The organism is Lysinibacillus sp. RU7, from assembly GCF_057837305.1.
In genome coordinates this window covers 1-20,552 of the sequence record NZ_JBYQFK010000024.1, presented here as the reverse complement: position 1 = coordinate 20,552, position 20,552 = coordinate 1, and the positions used below count along the sequence as shown (strand labels likewise).

At 35.6% G+C, this 20,552-nt stretch carries 25 protein-coding genes and 4 pseudogenes; 21 read left to right on the top strand and 8 right to left on the bottom strand.

From position 1 onward, the window contains the following. Positions 1-58: 58 nt before the first annotated feature. The gene (msrA, locus tag AC3II9_RS16240; RefSeq protein ID WP_489157101.1) at positions 59-574 is read right to left on the bottom strand and encodes a peptide-methionine (S)-S-oxide reductase MsrA; all 516 of its coding nucleotides are present in this window, start codon (positions 572-574) and stop codon (positions 59-61) included. 182 nt (positions 575-756) lie between these two features. Between msrA and AC3II9_RS16235 the strand changes: the two genes are divergently transcribed. From AC3II9_RS16235 to AC3II9_RS16225, 3 genes are all read left to right on the top strand, one after another. Then, the gene (locus AC3II9_RS16235) at positions 757-1,692 is read left to right on the top strand and encodes an LCP family protein (RefSeq protein ID WP_489157099.1); all 936 of its coding nucleotides are present in this window, start codon (positions 757-759) and stop codon (positions 1,690-1,692) included. 77 nt (positions 1,693-1,769) lie between these two features. Further along, positions 1,770-2,990 carry an AI-2E family transporter gene (locus AC3II9_RS16230; RefSeq protein ID WP_489157097.1) on the top strand — a complete coding sequence of 407 codons (1,221 nt, stop codon included), beginning with the start codon at positions 1,770-1,772 and terminating at the stop codon, positions 2,988-2,990. Between the two features lie 44 nt (positions 2,991-3,034). Next, positions 3,035-3,421 (top strand): cysteine synthase, encoded by a 387-nt coding sequence (locus AC3II9_RS16225; RefSeq protein ID WP_489157096.1) that lies wholly within the window; start codon positions 3,035-3,037, stop codon positions 3,419-3,421. A gap of 62 nt (positions 3,422-3,483) precedes the next feature. Here AC3II9_RS16225 and AC3II9_RS16220 read toward each other — a convergent pair whose 3' ends face one another. Next, positions 3,484-4,665 (bottom strand): aminotransferase class I/II-fold pyridoxal phosphate-dependent enzyme, encoded by a 1,182-nt coding sequence (locus AC3II9_RS16220; protein ID WP_489157094.1) that lies wholly within the window; start codon positions 4,663-4,665, stop codon positions 3,484-3,486. Positions 4,666-4,862: 197 nt separating this feature from the next. On the opposite strand from AC3II9_RS16220, the gene AC3II9_RS16215 reads away from it, so the two are divergent. After that, positions 4,863-5,660: a hypothetical protein gene (locus AC3II9_RS16215; protein ID WP_489157092.1), complete on the top strand. Its 798-nt coding sequence runs from the start codon at positions 4,863-4,865 to the stop codon at positions 5,658-5,660. Positions 5,661-5,713: 53 nt separating this feature from the next. On the opposite strand, the gene AC3II9_RS16210 is transcribed toward AC3II9_RS16215, so the two are convergent. After that, complete coding sequence (locus tag AC3II9_RS16210; RefSeq protein ID WP_391371106.1) at positions 5,714-6,511, bottom strand: enoyl-CoA hydratase/isomerase family protein; 798 nt, start codon at positions 6,509-6,511, stop codon at positions 5,714-5,716. 328 nt (positions 6,512-6,839) lie between these two features. Here AC3II9_RS16210 and AC3II9_RS16205 point away from each other — a divergent pair, with 328 nt between their 5' ends. The 8 genes from AC3II9_RS16205 to AC3II9_RS16170 all read left to right on the top strand — a co-directional run bounded on the left by AC3II9_RS16205 (position 6,840) and on the right by AC3II9_RS16170 (position 10,818). Beyond that, the gene (locus tag AC3II9_RS16205; protein ID WP_489157090.1) at positions 6,840-7,709 is read left to right on the top strand and encodes a tyrosine-type recombinase/integrase; all 870 of its coding nucleotides are present in this window, start codon (positions 6,840-6,842) and stop codon (positions 7,707-7,709) included. Position 7,710: 1 nt separating this feature from the next. After that, a complete protein-coding gene (locus AC3II9_RS16200) occupies positions 7,711-7,929 on the top strand; it encodes a hypothetical protein (RefSeq protein ID WP_489157089.1) in 219 nt (72 codons plus the stop codon). A gap of 3 nt (positions 7,930-7,932) precedes the next feature. After that, positions 7,933-8,076: a hypothetical protein gene (locus AC3II9_RS16195; RefSeq protein WP_489157087.1), complete on the top strand. Its 144-nt coding sequence runs from the start codon at positions 7,933-7,935 to the stop codon at positions 8,074-8,076. A gap of 106 nt (positions 8,077-8,182) precedes the next feature. Beyond that, positions 8,183-8,335 carry a hypothetical protein gene (locus tag AC3II9_RS16190; protein WP_489157085.1) on the top strand — a complete coding sequence of 51 codons (153 nt, stop codon included), beginning with the start codon at positions 8,183-8,185 and terminating at the stop codon, positions 8,333-8,335. Then, positions 8,316-9,035, top strand: coding sequence for an ATP-binding cassette domain-containing protein (locus tag AC3II9_RS16185; RefSeq protein ID WP_489157084.1), 720 nt, complete (start codon positions 8,316-8,318; stop codon positions 9,033-9,035). The genes AC3II9_RS16190 and AC3II9_RS16185 overlap by 20 nt, the downstream gene beginning before the upstream one ends. Further along, positions 9,028-10,266, top strand: a complete 1,239-nt coding sequence (locus AC3II9_RS16180; protein ID WP_489157082.1) for a hypothetical protein — start codon at positions 9,028-9,030, stop codon at positions 10,264-10,266. The genes AC3II9_RS16185 and AC3II9_RS16180 overlap by 8 nt, the downstream gene beginning before the upstream one ends. Next, entirely contained in the window at positions 10,235-10,603 is a 369-nt protein-coding gene (locus AC3II9_RS16175; protein WP_489157080.1) for a DUF2178 domain-containing protein, read from the top strand. Before AC3II9_RS16180 ends, AC3II9_RS16175 begins: the two co-directional genes overlap by 32 nt. A gap of 14 nt (positions 10,604-10,617) precedes the next feature. Then, positions 10,618-10,818: a helix-turn-helix transcriptional regulator gene (locus AC3II9_RS16170; protein ID WP_489157078.1), complete on the top strand. Its 201-nt coding sequence runs from the start codon at positions 10,618-10,620 to the stop codon at positions 10,816-10,818. 234 nt (positions 10,819-11,052) lie between these two features. Here the strand turns inward: AC3II9_RS16170 and AC3II9_RS16165 are convergent, their stop codons facing one another. Then, positions 11,053-11,475, bottom strand: coding sequence for a hypothetical protein (locus AC3II9_RS16165; RefSeq protein WP_489157076.1), 423 nt, complete (start codon positions 11,473-11,475; stop codon positions 11,053-11,055). Positions 11,476-11,589: 114 nt separating this feature from the next. Between AC3II9_RS16165 and AC3II9_RS16160 the strand changes: the two are divergent. After that, positions 11,590-11,793, top strand: a pseudogene (locus AC3II9_RS16160) (helix-turn-helix domain-containing protein); the annotation flags it as partial. A 1,033-nt stretch (positions 11,794-12,826) separates the two neighbouring features. Beyond that, positions 12,827-13,654 carry a hypothetical protein gene (locus AC3II9_RS16155; RefSeq protein WP_489157074.1) on the top strand — a complete coding sequence of 276 codons (828 nt, stop codon included), beginning with the start codon at positions 12,827-12,829 and terminating at the stop codon, positions 13,652-13,654. Between the two features lie 111 nt (positions 13,655-13,765). Here the strand turns inward: AC3II9_RS16155 and AC3II9_RS16150 are convergent, their stop codons facing one another. After that, entirely contained in the window at positions 13,766-14,449 is a 684-nt protein-coding gene (locus AC3II9_RS16150) for a hypothetical protein (RefSeq protein ID WP_489157072.1), read from the bottom strand. Positions 14,450-14,843: 394 nt separating this feature from the next. Between AC3II9_RS16150 and AC3II9_RS16145 the strand changes: the two are divergent. The 5 genes and pseudogenes from AC3II9_RS16145 (at position 14,844) to AC3II9_RS16125 (ending at position 17,015) form a co-directional block, all read left to right on the top strand. Next, a pseudogene (locus AC3II9_RS16145) lies at positions 14,844-15,399 on the top strand (recombinase family protein). Position 15,400: 1 nt separating this feature from the next. Beyond that, positions 15,401-15,763 (top strand): DUF4158 domain-containing protein, encoded by a 363-nt coding sequence (locus AC3II9_RS16140; protein WP_489157071.1) that lies wholly within the window; start codon positions 15,401-15,403, stop codon positions 15,761-15,763. Next, a complete protein-coding gene (locus tag AC3II9_RS16135) occupies positions 15,696-15,884 on the top strand; it encodes a DUF4158 domain-containing protein (protein WP_489157069.1) in 189 nt (62 codons plus the stop codon). The genes AC3II9_RS16140 and AC3II9_RS16135 overlap by 68 nt, the downstream gene beginning before the upstream one ends. After that, a pseudogene (locus tag AC3II9_RS16130) lies at positions 15,866-16,144 on the top strand (hypothetical protein); the annotation flags it as partial. The gene AC3II9_RS16135 and the pseudogene AC3II9_RS16130, both read left to right, overlap by 19 nt. Before the next feature lie 427 nt (positions 16,145-16,571). Next, positions 16,572-17,015, top strand: a complete 444-nt coding sequence (locus AC3II9_RS16125) for a DUF4362 domain-containing protein (protein ID WP_489157068.1) — start codon at positions 16,572-16,574, stop codon at positions 17,013-17,015. Positions 17,016-17,024: 9 nt separating this feature from the next. Here the strand turns inward: AC3II9_RS16125 and AC3II9_RS16120 are convergent, their stop codons facing one another. The 3 genes and pseudogenes from AC3II9_RS16120 to AC3II9_RS16110 form a co-directional block, all read right to left on the bottom strand. Further along, entirely contained in the window at positions 17,025-17,519 is a 495-nt protein-coding gene (locus AC3II9_RS16120) for a L,D-transpeptidase family protein (protein WP_489157066.1), read from the bottom strand. A gap of 109 nt (positions 17,520-17,628) precedes the next feature. After that, the gene (locus AC3II9_RS16115; protein ID WP_489157064.1) at positions 17,629-18,054 is read right to left on the bottom strand and encodes a hypothetical protein; all 426 of its coding nucleotides are present in this window, start codon (positions 18,052-18,054) and stop codon (positions 17,629-17,631) included. 186 nt (positions 18,055-18,240) lie between these two features. Further along, a pseudogene (locus AC3II9_RS16110) lies at positions 18,241-18,315 on the bottom strand (recombinase family protein); the annotation flags it as partial. 292 nt (positions 18,316-18,607) lie between these two features. On the opposite strand from AC3II9_RS16110, the gene AC3II9_RS16105 reads away from it, so the two are divergent. Continuing rightward, positions 18,608-18,907: a hypothetical protein gene (locus tag AC3II9_RS16105; RefSeq protein ID WP_489157063.1), complete on the top strand. Its 300-nt coding sequence runs from the start codon at positions 18,608-18,610 to the stop codon at positions 18,905-18,907. A gap of 370 nt (positions 18,908-19,277) precedes the next feature. After that, positions 19,278-20,249, top strand: coding sequence for a tyrosine recombinase XerC (locus tag AC3II9_RS16100; protein WP_489157062.1), 972 nt, complete (start codon positions 19,278-19,280; stop codon positions 20,247-20,249). The last annotated feature ends 303 nt before the right edge of the window (positions 20,250-20,552 follow it).

The window sequence follows — 20,552 nt, the reverse complement described above, 5'->3', positions numbered from 1 at the left end:
TATTATGTAAACTAATGTATGAAGAAACAAAACTGCCCGTAGTGAGCGGGCAGTTTGCTTATCCCCAATATTCTTTCAAAAACGTATCGCGGCCAGATTTTTCGCGGTCTTCTTTATAGTGCTCAGGCTCTTTTTGATAGTAATCTTGATGATAATCTTCCGCTTTATAAAACGTATTGGCATCACGAATGTCTGTGACGATTGGTTTTTTAAAACGGCCGCTTGCTGCTAATTGAACTTTAGATTGTTCAGCTAGCTGACGTTGCGTTTCGTTATGTACAAAGATGGCTGTTTTATAAGACTCACCGCGGTCGTGAAATTGTCCGCCATCATCTGTCGGGTCGATTTGCATCCAGTAAATGTCTAATAACTGTTCATAGCTAAATACGGAAGGGTCAAATTCGATTTGTACGACTTCTAAATGACCAGAAGTGCCTTTCTTTACATCCTCATATGTTGGATTTTCTACGTGACCACCCATATAGCCACTCGTTACTTTATGTATACCGTCCCATTGATCAAATGGCTTCACCATACACCAAAAACAGCCACCTGCAAATGTTGCTTTTTCCAACTAAAAACACCTCCTGAAAAATATAATTATTGTAGCACGCTACTTGTTTCTGCACAAAATATTCGCTTAAGTGCAGGAATCTGCAAATTTCTGTCATGCATAGTATAATAAAGCGACAGAAGATGGAAACATATTCATGAGTACAACGTCATATAGTCGATGAATTGAGAAGGAGTTTTTGTATGGAAGAACAAAAGGAACGCCGTTACCAAAAAAAGAGATTGCGTAAGGGGCGCGTTGTATTTATCGTCTTAATTTTTGCTTTATTAGGCATTGGTACATATGGCGTCATGCAGTATCGAGCTGGTTTACAGCTTGCAGGTGAAGGGAATAATGCTACACCAGAGCCGTTTGTCCCCGACGAAAAAGAAGATGAAACGGTCAATTATTTACTGCTTGGTATTGATACGAGGGGAGAGGAAAAATCTCGTACAGATACGATGATGCTTGTGTCATGGCAAAAGAAAACCGATGAGATCAAGCTTGTCTCCTTTATGCGTGATATTTATGCGGAGATTCCGGGTTATCAAATGTATAAGCTAAATACCGCTTATTATTTAGGTGGTGTTCAGCTAACGAAAGATACGATTACATCGATGTTTGATGTGCCGATTCACCATTATGCTATTGTCGACTTTAAAAACTTTGAGTCGTTGATTGATATTTTAGCACCAGATGGAGTGGAAATCGATGTAGAGAAAAATATGTCCGCGAATATTGGTGTATCACTCACACAAGGTGTGCAGCAACTAAACGGGCAACAATTACTTGGATATGCTCGTTTCCGTATGGATCGTGAAGGTGATTTCGGTCGTGTGGAACGTCAGCAAAAAGTGATAGAGGCATTAAAAAATGAAGTATTATCGATAGGCAATGTGAAAAACTTGCCGAAATTAGTTGGCGCGACACAAGGCTATATCACAACAGATATATCGTCATCAGACCAATTAAAAACCGTGCTCGGTGTAGCGATGAGTGGTGGAGTAGAAATTTCAAAACTAACGATTCCAGCAGAGGGAACGTTTGTTGATCGAAATTATTCACGTGTCGGAGACGTACTCGAAATAGATAAAGAAGCCAATCAACAAATTTTACATGATTTTTTAACAAGCAATTAGTGAAATATTGCACTTAATGGAAACAGGCATGATACAATGAAAATATCTTAAAATTGACGATTTGTTGGGGTGGTATTTTGGAACAAGACAGACAGAATGAACAGTTACCACAAGAGAAGTCCCACTTCTTTTCGACACGGTTCATCCGCTTTTTAGGCGGGAAAAATTTATTATTTTTATTAATTATTACGCTACTAGCAGGCTGCATTATTTTTATATTCGACAAAATCTCGTTTATATTTCAGCCATTCCTTGTGTTACTAGAAGTCGTCATTTTACCGGGCGTACTTGGCGTCATTTTGTATTATTTATTACGACCATTTTTAAGAATTTTAATCCGATGGAAAGTGCCTCGCGTATGGGGGATCTTACTCATATTTTTAGGGCTAATTGGAGTCATTACACTACTGATTTTATTAGTAGTTCCATTCTTAAAAAATCAGTTTACCAACTTGCTACATGAGTTTCCAATATACTTTATGTCTCTCATTGATAGCGTGATATCCTTTATTAATAATTCTCGAATCAATGAATATTTAGCAACTGCCAATATTGACTATAATTTAGTATTAGAGAACATGACAGATGACTTAACAAAGACTGTTAAGGATACGGCGACAAACTTAGCGAGTGGTGTCGCAAATGGCGTAACAGGGGTTGTAACGACACTTACAGGTATCGTACTATCGCTTGTTATCGTACCATTCATTTTATTTTATTTATTATGGGAAGGCGAAAAAATGCCGAAGTTCATATTGCGCTTATTCCCGCCACGCATGCGCGCATTTGTTGACGATGTGATGGAAGATATGGATAATCAAATCAGCTCGTATATTCAAGGACAAATTTTAGTATCAATTTGTATCGGCATTATGGTGACGATTGGCTTTTTAATTATTAAACTACCTTATGCATTATTACTTGGTACACTGGCAATGGTCACAAGTGTTGTCCCTTATTTAGGACCGGTTATTGCAATTACCCCAGCGCTCATTATCGCCATTGTGACAAGTCCTTTTATGGTTGTAAAAGTAGGGGTTGTTTGGACGGTTGTACAGCTGATTGAAGGGAAGTTTATTTCACCTCAAATCATGGGGAAATCACTTAGTATTCACCCGATTACAATTATTTTTGTCTTATTAACATTTGGCTCTCTATTTGGTGTACCAGGAGTGATTTTAGGTATTCCAGTCTATGCATTAATAAAAGTATTTGTCCAACATTTCTATATGCTGTTTAAAGAGCGTTATAATAAGTTCCAAACAAATACAGCAGATCAATATGAAGATATTCAATAATCGGTAGCAGCTAGCTGCCGATTTTCTTTCAGGGGGATGATCGCATGGTAAATAAATGGTTTACGACGATGGAATGTGATGGCATAAAAGTGGATACGATGCTTGATAAAACAACGCTTGTAGAAGGCGATACCGTTTCTGGACATGTCTATGTTATAGAAGAAACAGATGAAGAAAAAATTGACTATATATCGTTACGTGTATTAAAAAAGTCAGCGAATGGCATACAAACGATTGGCAAGTATGGTGTAGAGTTAGTAGGAAATATTCATACGAAGGAAATGGAAATTGTGTCGTTTGAAATCATACCTGATGAACGCTGGGCATGTGTAGAAAATGAGGAAATCATTTTTCAAACAGTCGTCGTTTTGTTAGATGGGACGGAAATGAAAGACGAAGGGATGATTACATATACGTTTTTAGAAGAATAAAGCAGAGGATGTCCAAAAAGCTCTTCACTTTCTGGACACCCTCTAGCATCGAAGTTACAGAATTAAACTGTAGCTTCTTTTTTTATGTTGATTTTTGATAGTTTTTCAACGGCACGTGTAAGCTTTTCTACATCTTGTACAAGCGCTAGACGCATATAACCTTCACCGGCTGTCCCAAACGCTGTTCCTGGTACCATTACGACACCTGTTTGGGCAATGGCTTCAAATGCAAATGATTTACTATCCATGTTGTAAGGGAACTTCGCCCATACGAACATACCACCATCGCTTGGAGCCACTTCCCAACCAATCGATGTTAAGCCGTCCATTAATGTTTTATGACGTGCCGCAAATGTTTGACGTAGGTTGGCTGTAATAGTTTCTGCGTGATCTAATGCTTTAGCTGCGACTAATTGAATCGGCTCAAAGATACCAAAATCTAAGTTTGATTTTAATTGTTTTAAAATGCTAACCATTTCCGCATTTCCTACGATATAGGCAATACGCGTTCCTGCAAGGCTAAAGCTTTTCGATAGGGAGTTAATTTCTAACCCTACTTCTTTTGCACCTGGAGTCGCTAAGAAGCTAATCGGTGCATCCCCTTTAAAGTAAAACTCCGAATAAGCTGCATCGTGTAATACAATAATATTGTATTTTTTGGCGAACGCCACCACTTCTTCAAAGTAAGCAATAGAGGGCATCGCTGGAACAGGATTACCTGGTAAGTTCAAGATTAATAGTTTAGCCTTTTGTGCAACCTCTTCTGGCACTGCTGCTAAATCAGGTAAATACCCATTTTCTTTTGTTAATGGCATATAGTAAGGCGTTGCACCGGCTAAATGAATGCCTGCATCGTACGCAACATAGGCAGGGTTTGTTGTTAAGACGATATCACCTGGGTCACAAAATGCGACTGGCAAGTGAACGAGTCCTTCCTGTGAGCCGATTGTTTGTACGACCTCTGTTGACGGGTCTAACGTGACACTGTTGACACGCTTGTAGTAACGACATACTGCTTCATTAAATGTTTGAATGCCTGTTAATGTATAGCCATAAGATGTTTCAAGCTTTGTCAGTTCAGACATCGTTTCGCGTAAGAAATCGGCGGGTGGAATATCTGGGCTACCTAAGCTTAAATCGATTAGCTCCATGCCTTTTGCTTGTTGATCCAGCGCAAATTGCTTTAAATCGCCGAAAATAGCTGGTGCAAATAGCGACATTTTTTGTGATGGTTGAACTTTCAAAGTAATAACACTCCTAAATAATAAAATATAAAATTTATTGTACCATAACAGCGTTGAAAAACAGGGATATATTTCAGAAAAAAGTATCTTTTCCTACTAGAAAGCAAATACAGACAGTAGCGCAGAAATCTTCGCATAAAACAATTCGTCAATCACTTAGTAATCGTTTACACTAAAGGGAAGGGATGGTGATAGTAATGGAAGTCTATTCATTAAGTGGCCCAAGTGGAACAGGGAAAAGTACATCAGCATTAGAATTCGCCCATCAATATGGGATTGAAGGGATTATTGATGATGGCTTACTGATCGTAAACGGTGAAAAATTAGCTGGGATAAGTGCAAAGTTTGAAAAAAATACAATTACGGCTGTACGCCGTGCCATCTTCCATGATGAAGCACATCAGCAAGCAGTCATAAAGGCGTTACAAGAAGCGGATTTGAAGTCGTTACTCATTATAGGAACAAGCGATAAGATGACGAAGCAAATTGCGGATCGGTTAAACGTAGCGCCGGTTGATCATTTTCATTATGTAACAGATATTCGTACAACTAAAGAAATTCAGCTCGCTAAGTTTATTCGCGAAACACAAGGCAAACATGTAATGCCGATTCCACATGCCCAAGTGGAACAAAATTTCTTTAAGCGATTTGTTCAAAAGGGTAGAGAAATCTTCTTCAAAAATAAAAAAATAGGGGAAACAACAATTGTCCGACCGGATTTTCATCAAGAAACCATTGAGATTTCAAAATCTGTTTACTTGCAAGTGTTAACGCATGAATTAAGTAAAAACAATGGCATTGCTCGTTTTGACATTGCGCAATTAACAGTGGATTTAATGCCGTCGATGACGATTGTGATTTTTTTAAAGGCACCTATTACATATGATGTGAGAGAAGTAGTGCGCGGCTTGCAACAGCAAATTTCTGACTCATTTTACTTGCATTTTGGTATTGAACCAGAATATATCAATGTTGTTGTAAAAGGAATGAAATAAAACTAAAAAACAGGTGGAGAAAAGTATCGTTTTCTCTACCTGTTTTCATTTTGTTATTTCGTTTGACGTGTAAATTCAGGTTGGCGTTTTTCAACGAAAGCACGTACACCTTCAGCAAAATCGGTTTGTGAAACAAATGGTGTAGACCCTTCCCACAGTTTTGGCGTAGAGTCTAAACATTCACGAACAGAGCGTTTTACAGCAAGTAAAGAATCTGGCGACATCCCAGCTACTAATTTCCCCATACGAATGGCAAAGCGATTTAAATCTTTTTCCGCTACTAAATAGTTTAACATGCCTGCTTTGAATGCTTCTTCTGCTTTATACATACGACCTGTAAAGACAAAATCTTTTGTTGCACTTGGTCCGACTAAATCAACAAGACGTTTGGCAAATTTATTGTTTAGTGTAATGCCTAATTTCCCAACCGGAATACCCATTTTCGTTTTATCGGAACCAATGCGGATGTCACAAGCTAGTGCAAGTTCTAAGCCAGCCCCCATGGCAGGTCCGTTAATAACACCGATGACAGGAATAGGTAAGTTTTCAATCGTTGAAATCGTATTTTCCATGTTAATGAAAGCAGCTTCTGCTTTTTCAAGTGAAATCGAGTTGAATTCTTTAATATCGGAACCAGCTGTAAAGTTTTCGCCAGAACCGCGTAAAATTAACACTTTGTTTTTGGGATTTTCTAATGTTTGTAGGGCGATTTTGGCCAATTGATCCCACATATTCGCTGTCAAAGCATTTTTTAATTGTGGACGGTGAATCGTAATAATGGCTAAACCAGCCGTTTCTTGATAAATGATTTTTGCTTCTTCCGCCTCTAATCGAGTAGTACGTACTTGCATTTTATTTCCCCCTGTTAATGAATTAGCCATATTATATACTACAATAACATTTTGATATACAATTAAGTGAATTTTCAAGCAAAAAGGTGCATAGGTGTAGTGATTTTCAGTATCTGTTACAGTACAGTTTTGCATACCTAGTGCCAATCATAGCACAAAATTGAAAATTTGGTTATAATACAGCTTAAAAGAACGAATGTTCCGGATGAAAAACTTTACTTTAATGCATATTATGCGACACTATAGATTATAATAATATAAAACTACACGCATCAAAATATCTTAAAACTCACATAAAAACACGCAACTTAATAAGGAGGTTAGGTCAGTGGGGAATCATTATGCAGAGGCGTTTCGTGCATTTTTACAAGGCTTAAACAAATCACCACATACAGTGAAACAATATGTAAATGATGCAAAACAGTTTGAAAAGTTTCTAGACGAGGAATCATTTCGTGATCAGTTTCAGGATGGATTAAAGGCTTATATTAACCATCTATACACGCACTATAATACTGCAAACTCCGTCAATCGTAAATTAGCGGCGATGCGAGTTTATTTAGAGTTTTTATATGGTCGGAAATATATTGACTCGTATAATGAAACATTGCTAGAGCCAGTAGCCAAAAAAGAAACGAAATTATTTGCATTAACTGAAGCTGAACTACAACAAGTACTGGACTGCTGGCATAGTCTATATAGAATTGCTCAAACGGAGGAGCATGCGTGGCTTGCGATGCGAAACCTTACGATTACGTATGCGATTGCTATGCTTGGCATTAAACCAGCGGAGCTTGTAAAAATGAAATGGTCCCATCTAAACGAAGATGAAATGACGATTCATATTATGGAAAGAAGTACGTATCGTACGTTGGACTTACCGGAAAAATTACTGGAAATCTTGTTGCAATATAAGCAAGAAACAGAATTATTTTTCTCACAACTTGAGCAGATTGATGATGTTTGGCTAGGTGTCGGGAATAAGCTCGGCGAACCGATTACGGTGAAAACGGTGGAACGCGTATTTTTACAAATGTCTAAGCTACTCGGTTTTAAAGTAACATGCACAAATCTCCGTTACACGGTGATTGAGATGTATATGCAGCAAGAAGAGACCGATGATTTATTTGAAAAGTTTGGCTATGCACGAAAAGGAGTGCTCATTGAACGTCATAAGCGTCTACTGAAGGAGGAATAAATTGAGCATCAATTTAATGGAAGCGTCTATTACGGAAATGCTGAAAGAAAAAGGGGTTAGCGTTGAAACGGCTGAAAAACTACTAGAGGAACAGCAAGACAAGGGAGTAGAGAAAGGCTTACTGCATGTATCGTTAGCAGCAGAAATTGAATCCAAAACCCGCACCATGATGTTAACGAACTGGATGATTGATAAAAGTGCCATTGTGGTTGAGGGATAGCCGATGGAACTGTTACTATCAATTATTATCTTCATCATTGTCGTTAGCATCTTGTGGAGTATTGCAAAGTGGCTCATTAAATTCGCGGTCATACTATTTATTTTTTATATTATTTACCAAATCTTTATGGCAATGCCTGGTCTTTGAATAGGACCGGGTTTTTTGTTTGCTAAAGTGGGATTGCAATTGTATATTTTAAGTGATATATTTATCACTAAAGGTGACAAATAGTTAACTTTAAGGGGGATTGACAATGAAGATATTTAGATTATTAATCGTGTTATTATGGGGATTCCTAGCTGTTTTGCAATTTACGAAGGCTGCCTACTTAATGGCTGTATTTTATTTACTTATTGCGGTATTTTTCTTATGGGGAGTGAAACGTCTTGAACAAAAAAAGTCCTAAATTATTATCGATTAAAGACTTGTCGGCTTATTATGAACCATTAAAAAGTGTATTAAATAACGTACATTTAACAATAAAACCTAACCAAATTACAGCTTTAATCGGCTTAAATGGAGCAGGGAAAACGACATTACTCCATGCTTTAGCAGGTGTTCATCAGCATGTAAAGGCCGAAAGTATACAATGGTTAGGAGAAGAAATTGAATTGATAAATGACCATTTTAAATTAAAACGTTATATGGTCTTTGCTGAGGATACTTCTTTTTCATATTTTACTTTTCAGGAATACATTCAATATGTTTTTCGTTCATATAAAAAGCCGCTCAATCAGCCAGTAATAGATGAATTAATAAACGGATTTCATTTTGAAAAATATAAGGCGATTTTAATTAAGGATTTGTCAATGGGGAACCGAAAAAAGGTGTATTTAATAACTGCCTTTGCTTTAAAACCTGACCTATTAATTTTAGATGAGCCCGTGAATGGTTTAGATTTTCAAAGTACAGAGTTTTTATATCAGCTTATTAAATCATATAAAAATAAAGGGAGTATTCTATTTTCATCTCATGTACTTGAAAGCATTACGGAAACAGCAGATTATGTGTACGTGCTAAAAAACGGAGAAATAGCTATGGAATTCAAAGGAGAAGCCATTAACCCTGAAAGCATTCGAAGGGAGTTGAAAGAAATACATGTATAATCCTTTTCTCAAGATGTTTGTTGGGGCAACGTACGAAAAGATTTGGCTTCATAGTATAATGACAATTATTCTTTATGTAGTATGTAAACTTTATATTGAGATTGAAATTACATTTACTATTTTTTTATTGATGATAACAGTAACAACATTAGTAAGTACTTTACGTAATTTATCTTCCTTTGACTCATCACATTTAAATGCTTGTCTAATGCTTCCTTATAAAAAAAGTAGTTTTCACCGTCACTATTTTATTGCACATAGCATATATATCTTTTTTACGCGAATACTTCACTTAGTCGTACTATTTGTCGCAACACAGTCTGTAATGTTTTTACAAATAGTTGGAAGTTTACTATTGTTTCTTTCGTATACATTAAGTGCGTTTCTTTTATTTTTGTATAGCCAAAAAGAACAATATATAATGCTCAGCGTTGTTACAATGCTAACAGTATCTCTATTTCTATTTTCATTTTTTAATCAGAATGCTTTAGTACTACTAAGCATTCTCCTTTGTAGTATACAGTATTTTTTCCTCATTCGTTTTCATCCACTAGTGTATTATAGTAAAGTAGAGAAAGTTATATTAAAACAGGAACGTTTTAAACAACTACCTTCAACATTTCTCTATATTTATCGCTATGTTATTAGTAATAAGAAGATTTTACTTAATACGATGATACTTTTGTTATTTAGCGGTTTTTTCACGAAAATGGCGGTTGAAATGGCATTTTTGGATATTTTACCATTAGGGCTAGCAATATTAACGTTTAATACACCTCTACAGACAATCCTTTCAAGCGATCGGTCTCTTTATCAAAAGGTAAGAATGCTTCCAAACCAACGAACAACTTTTTTTATGATGTATATACTTATACTTTTTTTTGTACAGTTAAGCATCTATCTTTTTTATAGTGGGTTATGGTTGACAGTGGGTTACACCCCTTCGCATTTTCACGGGATATTGCTATTGTATTTAGCTGCGCAGAGTGCATTTATAATGGGGATATTAGAATGGAAGCGACCAATTCAAAAATGGCAAGTTCAAAACGATTTATGGCGTCATCCAAGAAAATATATAGTACCTAGTTTATTTATGTTGATTATCGTGCTATTTATGGAAATGCCTACTATTGTATATTATTTAATTGTTATTTTAGTATTACAAATAATAATAATTCGTTATAATTGGGGTGATATATATGAACTATGGAAAAGAAAAAAAGCGATTTAAGTACACATGGATTTTCGGTTTTCTAGGATTTATGGGCCTTCAATATTTTCAAACAAACGATCCAGCCGACTTATTTTACTTTAGTTTCTTTAGCTTTTTTAGCTTTTATTTTTTAAAAAAGTTGGCGCAAGAAATGCCTGATGAGCGCTTTGAGGAGAATAGACAAAAGGCTCAAGCAAAGACGATGCTAGTACCAGCCCTATTTTTATTTATAATTGGGATAAGTATAACACTATTGGAGATTAGCCAAGGAATCATTATCATACTAGCTGCTATAGGATGGGCTACAACGTTTATCACATATGCAGTACTATTTTATTATTATGAAAAGTTTTGAGAGGTGGCGATTTAGTGCCGCAATTTACATGTTATTTAAAAAAATATCGTCAATTAGCAGGATTAACACAAGATGAATTGGCAACAAAAGTAGGTGTTCGAAGGGAAACTATTATTCGCTTAGAAGCAGCTAAATATAATCCATCGTTAAAGTTAGCCATTGATATTTCGCGAGCAGTCCACGCTTCAATTGAAGAAATTTTTATTTTCGATTAATGATGCCAACGAACCGAACAATTGACTGCATAAATGATGAAATTTCCATTGTGGTTGAGGGATAGCCGATGGAACTGTTACTATCAATTATTATCTTCATCATTGTCGTTAGCATCTTGTGGAGTATTGCAAAGTGGCTGATTAAATTCGCGGTCATACTATTTGTTTTTTATATTATTTACCAAATCTTTGTGGCAATGCCTGGTCTTTGAAGAGGACCGGGTTTTTTACTGTTTACCTATTGTTAGGTTTAGTCATGATTTGCATAGTTAGCAATACGCTAACGATCGTAACGACGATTAGAAAAATCAGTTCGTTTTTAGGCAAATTAAAACCATCGCCCATCAAAAAGTAAACTATGCAACCTAATGAGTTTAGGCCGAATAATATTCCCCAAATCACCTCTTTGAATCGTTTATACAATCCTTCTCCATCAAAATAATGGATATAAAAGAAACAGACTAAGCCCATGCCTAATACAAGCAGTATCAGTTGAATAAATGATGAAGATGTTACCGTAGCAGGCTCTTCCCAAGGCATATCAACAAATAGAATATTGCCGAAGTTAATCATGTTAACACTTAAGACACAGAGCAGAACAAAAAAGAAAACAAGCCATTCAGAGACACAGCCCATCAGAAATACAATTTTTTTCATTATGTTTGTACCTACCATTTCGTTCGTATTACTCACTGAAAGTTTTGACGAGTATATGTGGTTAAAGTTTCATTTTTTCTTATAATTAGTAAAAATAATAGAATGGATTGTTTTATGTGTAAACATGAAGCAATTGAGTTGGCTAAGAAAGAAGGGGAATTTAAAAGCCGGTTAAAAAAAGATTATAAAATCCCCTAGATATGAATTATGCAGTAAAGTTATATAAAGAAGGAAATATGACTATAAATCAAATATGTGAAATTACAAATGTGTCCAGGGCTCCGTTTATACAGAAAGCTATCGGAAAGTAACAAATAATCATTCCTTATTCTGTAAAAGTGCTATTTAACAGAGGGAGAATCTTCCGGTAGTATTTTATTTAATCTGAACTTTGATAAAATAAAATAGGATAGACTTAATCTGAATTTTAGAAAGAAGGCGCAGAATGCAATTAAACAATAAAAAAGGGGGTGTTGAGTATGCAATACTTTCTTATGTTATGTGGGGTGTTACTCCAATTTACTGGAAGCTTATTTAACACGTATCTTCGGGAGAGATCCTAGCACAACAAGTTTTTTGGTCTTGTATTTTTATGCTTATGCTTGTATTTTTTACAAAGAAATGGAATACATATGTTGAATTCGTAAAAGAAATTGTTAAAAAACCAAAATTGTTTTGGTCTCTTTTTATTGCATCTATATTAATTAGGGGTCGTGCCGACAAAACGCGGATATTATACGCTAAGTAAATTTCAACATAAAAAGTCGAATTCTAGCCCCCCCCCATAAATATAAAAAATGTAATTTATGTAAATATGATTATTCATTACCAAAAGTCGGGAGTTGTCATTAAAAATAGTAACCTACACTGTGGTCGAGAGCAAATTTTCTTCATCACTCATTCATTTTAAGGATTACTTTTTTTGAAAAATCACTCCAAGTTATAGTGTTAAACAAAATAAATAGCCTTTATTTTTTAGGTTAATTTGAAATCTTTGTGTAAATATATTGTTCAATAAACACTATCTGTATCTTGAGATATACCGACATAATACCAATAGGTACCGACACAATACCGACAGATAACGACAATTTTACTGTCGGTTGTAATGTCGGTTGTACAAATGATAGACTCAGAGTACCTCGAGGGTAAGGAATTGCTATAGTAATAAACAGATTTGATAGTTTGTCTGGACAACAATTACGATATGTAAGTTTTCGCTACTATACTAAAATGCATAACTTTCAAATTCTTTATATGGTCAACCCCAAGTTACGGTGTTGAACCAATATAATTGATATTGAGTCGATATTAATTATGGTATTACAATAAAAGGATGAGATGATAAGAAATGAAGAAACTTTATGCACTATTATTTACTCTTACTTTGTTTGTGTTAATGCCCTTAACTATTGATGCAAACAGCCTTTATGAAGAAGCCATTGATCTTCCACGAAACGATAGTACTAACTCTTTAATTCCTGAAAAAAATGATTTAACAACAATTATGGATGACACAGAGAGTAGAATATATAAAATTTCATTAGGAATGAACGAAAGTGAAAAATTAACATTAGTCTCACAAAAAACATTTGATGTAGAAATAAGGGATAATATGGGTAATTTAATCGTTCAACGAAATGGCGTAGGAGACGAAGGAAATAGACAGATTGAATTTCGAACAAATTATATAGGCGACTATTATATTTACATTAAACCATCGAATGATGGTAGAAGTAATTATCCTTATAGTTTGAGAGTAATTGCTGGGGAGCCAGTCTATCTCGCATCGAACCCAGGTCACAGAGTGGATTTAAATACTTCTTCTATAACTTCAAGCAAAACGACTAGTTCTATTCAATATTTTGATTTAACTAATGTTAGCAGTATTCCAGACGACGCAATTTTGACAAGTATTTTAATAGGTGGTACGGAGACAAACCGTGATTTACTTGATTTATATTCTATGAAGAGAAGTATTCGTCCAAATTCTACTTATACTTGGATTGATGCTAAATTCCCGCTGTACCAACCACAACAATTAGATCATGTTCCTAAATACGCTCAAGTTAAAGTAAAACAACCTTATGCATTTAGACATTCAGCAACTTTCAGTTTATCAGGAACATATACCTTAAAACCTTATGTTATTTTGTACTATAAAAGAGAAATGAAATAGAAAAGAGAGCTTATATATTAAGCAAGAATAATATGGCATAACAAAAGCCAAAAATGCTATGCAAAATCAGCATTTTTGGCTTTTAGTGTGTCTCGAAATTTTAACTGCTATTTACTTTTTAAAAATTTCTACCTGTTCGTATTTGTGAACATAATCCTCTGGCAAAGGAAGTCTCCCGTTTTCATCCATTCGATATTCTTTTCCTTGGATTCGGAATACAGTGTTTTCATCATGACCATATTTGCGCCAATCTGTTTCACGCATCGTCTTACTTTCCAAATCTACTTCATGTAGAATACCTGCCGGATCCATTCTATAGCGTTTTGAGCCATTTATCGTAAATACATCTTCTGTAGTAATCCCAAAACTTGCAAATGCCTCTATAACTTCCCCTGAGGTTCTTGCGGTCCGAAGATGTGTTTCTTGCCCTGTTCGAATAAATGTCTGTAAATCCTGCAGAAATTGTCTTTTCCTCTCTAGATGAACACGCTTTGAATCAGACATATGGTTATCAAAATGAATCAGTTCAACATAGTCAGATGTGTTTGCTGTAGCGCTATGAAATTTATAATTGATCATGCCATAGTTCGTTGGAATACTGTACACTGTATCGTTATCAATTTGTAGATTATAGGAACGGTCAACATACAACGTCTTTCCAGTTGTTTCAGTACTAAAATTCATTTCGTTTACTGGAGATTGCGATTTTGATGCTTGGACCTGTGCTTTTGCCGTCATTTTTTGCTGAACAGCACCTAATTTATCGAATTGCGTTGATACAGTTTTTATAATCAATTACAACACTCCCTTTATTAAATATTAGTATTAATTAGTATATCGGTAATATTTTATGTTATTAAATGGAAATTTAAATTATCGAAGAGATGTTTAAGGAATTTAATTAGAGTGCATTTCTGTTTCCGAAACGTTTTTAGGAATATTTATATGGATAAGTGTTGTAAATATGTATTTTTTTACATTAATTCCTTTTTAAAAAACATTTTATTCATTAGTTCATAAATGAAAGCCCCATAAAGGACCATTTTTGATTACGGAAAAGAAATTTTCTGAAAGCAATTAAAAACTAGTAAAATATATACCCAAAAATATAACCAAAATCTAACTACCAATATACTTCTATCAAAGCCCTTTTTGGTATAGTAAATTTATAACGAAAGGGGGATGTATATTGAAATTTGGATATGCAAGGGTGAGTACGCAAGATTAGTCATTATCGTTACAACTCGATGCGTTGAACCATTATGAAGTAGATCAGATTTTTGAAGAAAAAGAATCAGGAAAGAGAAAAAGTCGTCCTCAATTGGACGAGCTTCTGAAAGTTCTACGTCAAGGTGATACAGTGGTTGTCTATAAATTAGATCGTATCAGTCGCAGTACCAAACATTTAATAAAGCTCATGGAACAATTTAAAGCAAAAGAAATTCACTTTGTGTCCATTCAAGATAAAATCGACACAACAACAGCTATGGGGCGATTCTTTTTCAGAATGTTGGCCAGTATAGCTGAATTAGAACAAAATATTATTAGTGAACGAACAAAAGATGGGTTAATTGCAGCTAGAGCTAGAGGAAGAAATGGAGGTAGACCAAAGGTTGAATCCGAAAAGATCACACTAGCCCTGAAAATGTATGAAAGTATCTCAAATTAAAGAAGCTACAGGGATAGGCGTCACGATGTTATATCGTTACTTAGGAAATAAAAAAATAGCTGGCAAGGAGGTGTAACATGAGAGGAAAAGAACTGTTAACCCCTGACCAACGCAATCTATTTATAGCGATTCCCGATGATATGAATGAACAGGACATAGAAAGACACTATACTTTTACCTCAGAAGATCTTAGATTTATCAATAAGCATCGAAGAAGTCATAACCGCTTAGGGATTGCTTTACAGCTTGCTGTTCTACGCTATCCTGGATGGACTTTATTTCAAATTAAAGACATTCCTCACCAAATTCTTGGTTACATTGCAAAACGAATCGCAACTCGAAATGAACACCTAGAGGAACTTTGGCAGCAATATGGATACAAAAATTTGTCCTTGTACCTATCGAATCATTGCACACGCTACTCTTCAATGCGCTCTTGAGAACGGGAATACAGATTACTTGATTCGTTCAACAATTGAAGAATTGCGAAGACAAAAGGTTATATTACCAGCTATGACAACAATCAAGAGAATCGTATGGGAAAATCAGGGGAACCGTTAATCCGTGCTATTGACACCATTAAAGAGATGAATATGTACAATAAACGAAAGGTTCCAGAAGGTGCGCCTTTGGACTTTGTTTCGAATCGCTGGCAAAAGCATGTTTATGATGACGACGGGAATATTAATCGCCACTATTATGAGATGGCTGTTCTAACCGAGTTAAGAAATCTTGTACGCTCAGGTAACGTTTCTATTAAGGGAAGCCGTCAGCATCAAGATTTCGATAATTATCTAGTGACAAAAGAAACGTGGGAGCAAAACAAGCACCTTAAATGGCAGCGTGCAAATGCCTTAAATCTGATTATTATATCTCTCCATTGGGATGGGAACATATTAATTTTTTAGGTGAATATTCATTTAAAGCGGAAACATCGAATTCAATACATGCTCTACGTCCCCTAAGGATGTAAAAAGACCCTGAGTTTTCGGCTTAGCGTAGAAAACTTAGGTCTGTATCTCTTGAAAAATCCCTTAGCGTATAATATCCGCGTTTTGTCGGCACGAATCCTCTATATAGTTTTATAATCGATGTTAAAAATGTTGTACACTTTTGATTCTAAATACATACTGGCTTCATTAAAGAAGTTGTAACCGTTCACCGAGGATTATGATGTAAACTATAGGAATCTTTTTTATATTGATGAATAAACATTATATATAGATCTTCTATACGAGGAGAGAACCGATGAAAAAATTTTTATTATTGTTTCCTATATGTCTTATACTCATTTCTTGCAAAGATAAAGAGGAAGTCACTGAGTCGCCTGTTATCCCAGTGAGTACTACTGCTTACACACTGATGGAAGAAGACGTGATTAATAAGTATGGCGACATTACGAATTTAGAGCGCTTCGAAGCTTTTGTTGGGCATGTGGAAGATAGTACAAGTGATAAAGTACGAATTGTCAGCTACACAACGGAAGGGGATGCCATTTACAAAGACCTTATATATAATGATAATATTATTATGTATACTATTGATTCTACGCAAGATCGCTATGGTGAACAAACAGTTGCTGCTACAACATGTCAATCGGTTGAAAAGCTCGAAACAAGTGAACTTAGCGTTTATAAATTAATAGCCTGCGAAGAAGAACTCGATGATTTGCTGTTAATAATAGAAAAGTAAGTGCTACAGCTATAAATGAATCGAAACAGATGTACCAATAGGAATCATTCTTGCCAACTCCTCTACATCACGATTATACATACGTATACATCCTCTTGAAACCGCTTGACCAATTGAACTCGGATTATTCGTACCATGGATACCGTAGTGTTCTTTTGATAGACTCATCCACATCGTACCGAATGGGCCACCTGGATTAGGCGCTTTATTAATAATAATAAAGTTACCTACAGGTGTTCTATTTAACATTTTTCCAACAGCGATTGGATACTGTTTTTGCAATACATTATTTTTAAATAACCGAAGTGTACGCTTGTTAATCGAAATATCGATATGATAAGGAATTGTACTTGGGTCAGGGAATCCAGGTATTGTAATCGGTTGACCAATATAAAGAACATCTGGATTGATGTTTGGATTAGCACTAATAATCGAAGAAAGCGGTGTGCGATAATCTCTGGCAATTTGGCTAAGTGTTTCACCGGGTTTTACAATATGAATCATCATTAATCACCTCTATAAAATATGTATTCGAGCTTAGGTCTGTCGCAGTCCTAAGCTCTGCCAGTTGTTTGAGTAAGTTTGTTTGAGTGGATAATAGTATGGAGAGGTTTTAGCCGAAGAAACATGTAAAAGTAAGAAGGTTATCACGATTGATTGTTCGATAAGTCCAGCCAGATCTTGTGCTCCAGCGGAATCCAATAATTAGATTTCTCGTTACAGCAACAGGGTAGAACCAAAAACTTCTTCCGTTTCGTAACCAGACATATGTGTTACGGTACAGGCAAATGCGAATGTCCCAACCACCACCGTGCATTGCTTGAGCACCGTAAGTGGAAGGCATTGGAGGTGTGAAATTTGGTGGTGGTGCCATTGGTGTTGGACCTCCAGGTTGTGATGGTCTACCACCGCCACCTCCTCCAGATGGTCCTCCAAATGGTGGTGGTCCCCCAGGCGGAGGAGCTGGCCATCCTCCTGGTCCTTGTGGGAAAAATCGTTGGTTTGGTGAGTCGAAATCATCAAAAGGGTTGTTATACAAGAGTGCATACCTTCTTTCATTATAATTTCATATTAATCTATGTGAAAATATAAAAGATGTGAATATAGGCGCAGGCACACACATTGTTTCTAGGCTTAAAATACTGGATGTAATATCTTATTGTTAATACTGGAATAATCCCATCAAGGCTCAGTGTTCGGCTTTTTGCTGTAGACCGAAAAGTAATTTACTTGCTTCGAGTCCTTCTTTCACCCTCTCAGCAATAAGGTTTCTTTCTAATTCAACAATTTCCCACATCATTATTACAATCAAATGATAAAATATGTGTCCTTAACCGCTTAAAATCCCTTGTAAGAATTTTGCTTAATGTACCTGTAATACCCTCTTCCGCTTCTGATTAACTATTATATTCCAATATATAACATGGTAAAATAAGGTATGAGTTTTTACAGTGTATAAATACTATTTAGGGAGAAGATATAATTTGCGTAAATCCACTTCTATAACTCTTATTTTATTTTTCGTCGTTTTTCTTACTGCTTGTAATAAGGAAACTAGTTCAGCTTATGTGGGGGAAACTTAAGATTAGTTAGTGCAATTTGATGTCGTTACAAAGAAGAGTTTATATGTAAATGATAATAAAATTATAGGAAATTATGTTACAACATATAAAGGGGACAGTTCAGAAGGACTCGAGAATAAAGAGGTTCTATATGAGGTAGGGTTTGAAGAATTCACAAGTGGAGGTAATGCTAATTTAAATAATGAAGGAGTATTAAAAGGTACTGCATTTCAAACGAGCTGCCACTTAGATTGTGAAAGAGGGCCAGAACTTATTTTTAAAGTGCAAATAGCTAACAAAGAGGAAACTATAAAACTTAATAAACAATAGAGATTAAAAAGCTTACCTTAGGGGTTCTGATCCCACAATCCAAAATGTTTTGAATCATCATGAATTCTTTAAATATCTCATAATACCCTAGTCTACTTGGCTAGGGATTTTTTTATGGCACTTTAGCAATCACTCCTACGCTTAATAGCCCCTTTTTCTCCTGTTTTCAAAAGCGCACTGAGACGAATCGAGATGGGATAAGGTATATCAAATAGAATTTCGATGCGTCTGAGAGCGAATCTCACAAACAGGAACATACATTCTAAAATAGAGGCGATTTTCGCTATTTTTCTATAAAACTCAACAAAAAGTTCCCAAATATAAATTTGGGAACCTTTTTTATGCTAAAATAGCGTATAGAGGTGAGCATATGACACAAGTGAAACTACCAAAAATCATCAAAGACTTTTTAATCTATTTAACAACGATTACCGGAAAATCACAGCGTACTCGAAAAGAGTATGAATACGATCTCATTTTAACGTTCCGATTTTTAAAAGCGGTGCAAGAAGATATCCCAAATAACGAAATACATACTATTGATATTTCAGACATTACGATCGATTTTATTAAGGAAATATCATTAGAGGACCTATATTTATTTATGGAGTATTGTGAGGTACAACGAAACAATTCACCCGCTGCTCGTGCACGAAAAGTAGCAACACTCAAATCATTTTTCAAATATTTAAAGGGGAAGCGTCGTTTAATCGATGATAATATTGCGGAAGAGCTAGAGTCTCCGAAAATCGGAAAGCGAAAGCCCGTGTATTTAAATATGGAAGAGGCGAAGACATTTATTATATCGATTGAAGATAGACAATATAGTAAGCGCGACTACTGTATGATGATGTTTTTTCTTAATCTCGGTATTCGTGTATCGGAGCTTTGTTCCATTAATATCAATTCCATTCAAGGACGTCAGTTAACCGTCATTGGGAAAGGGAATAAAGAGCGGACGGTTTACTTAAACGATACCTGTATGACTGCGCTTGAACATTATTTACCCGAGCGAAAAGTGTTTAAAGGGGAAGGGGAGGAACCATTATTTGTTTCACAAAAAGGGACACGTTTTACAAGACAAACTGTTGCTAAAATCGTGAAGCAAATTAATAAACAGACGTTACAAAAAGAGAAATTGACACCACATAAACTGCGCCATACATCAGCGACGATGATGTATAAAGCAGGTGCTGATATTCGAAGTTTGCAGCACATTCTAGGGCACTCAAGCGTTGCCACAACACAAATCTATACACATATTGAGGATGAACAAATCCAAGATGTCATGCAGAAAAATCCTTTTAATAATATTATTATGTCCACTAATGAGTCTATCTAATTGATAGGCTTATTTTTTATCAGGTATGTTGATTATCAAAATATTTCCTTTATAGAAGCATATTTTTTCAGAAAAACGTAATCAAAAAGGACTTGCCAGTTGATTGTAGCGGAATCGGCGAGACTCCTACGGGAATAGCATGAGCTGAAGACCCCGCAGGAGCGAGGTACGAGGCCACTGAAAAAGTCCAGTATCTTTGTGTGTCAGGAGAAAGTTCAAAAAAAATTGAACTTTCTCCTAACGCTTTCTTTTATAATAAGAGTATCAAATGTACGTAGGTGATCCCAAAATGATTTCAAACCA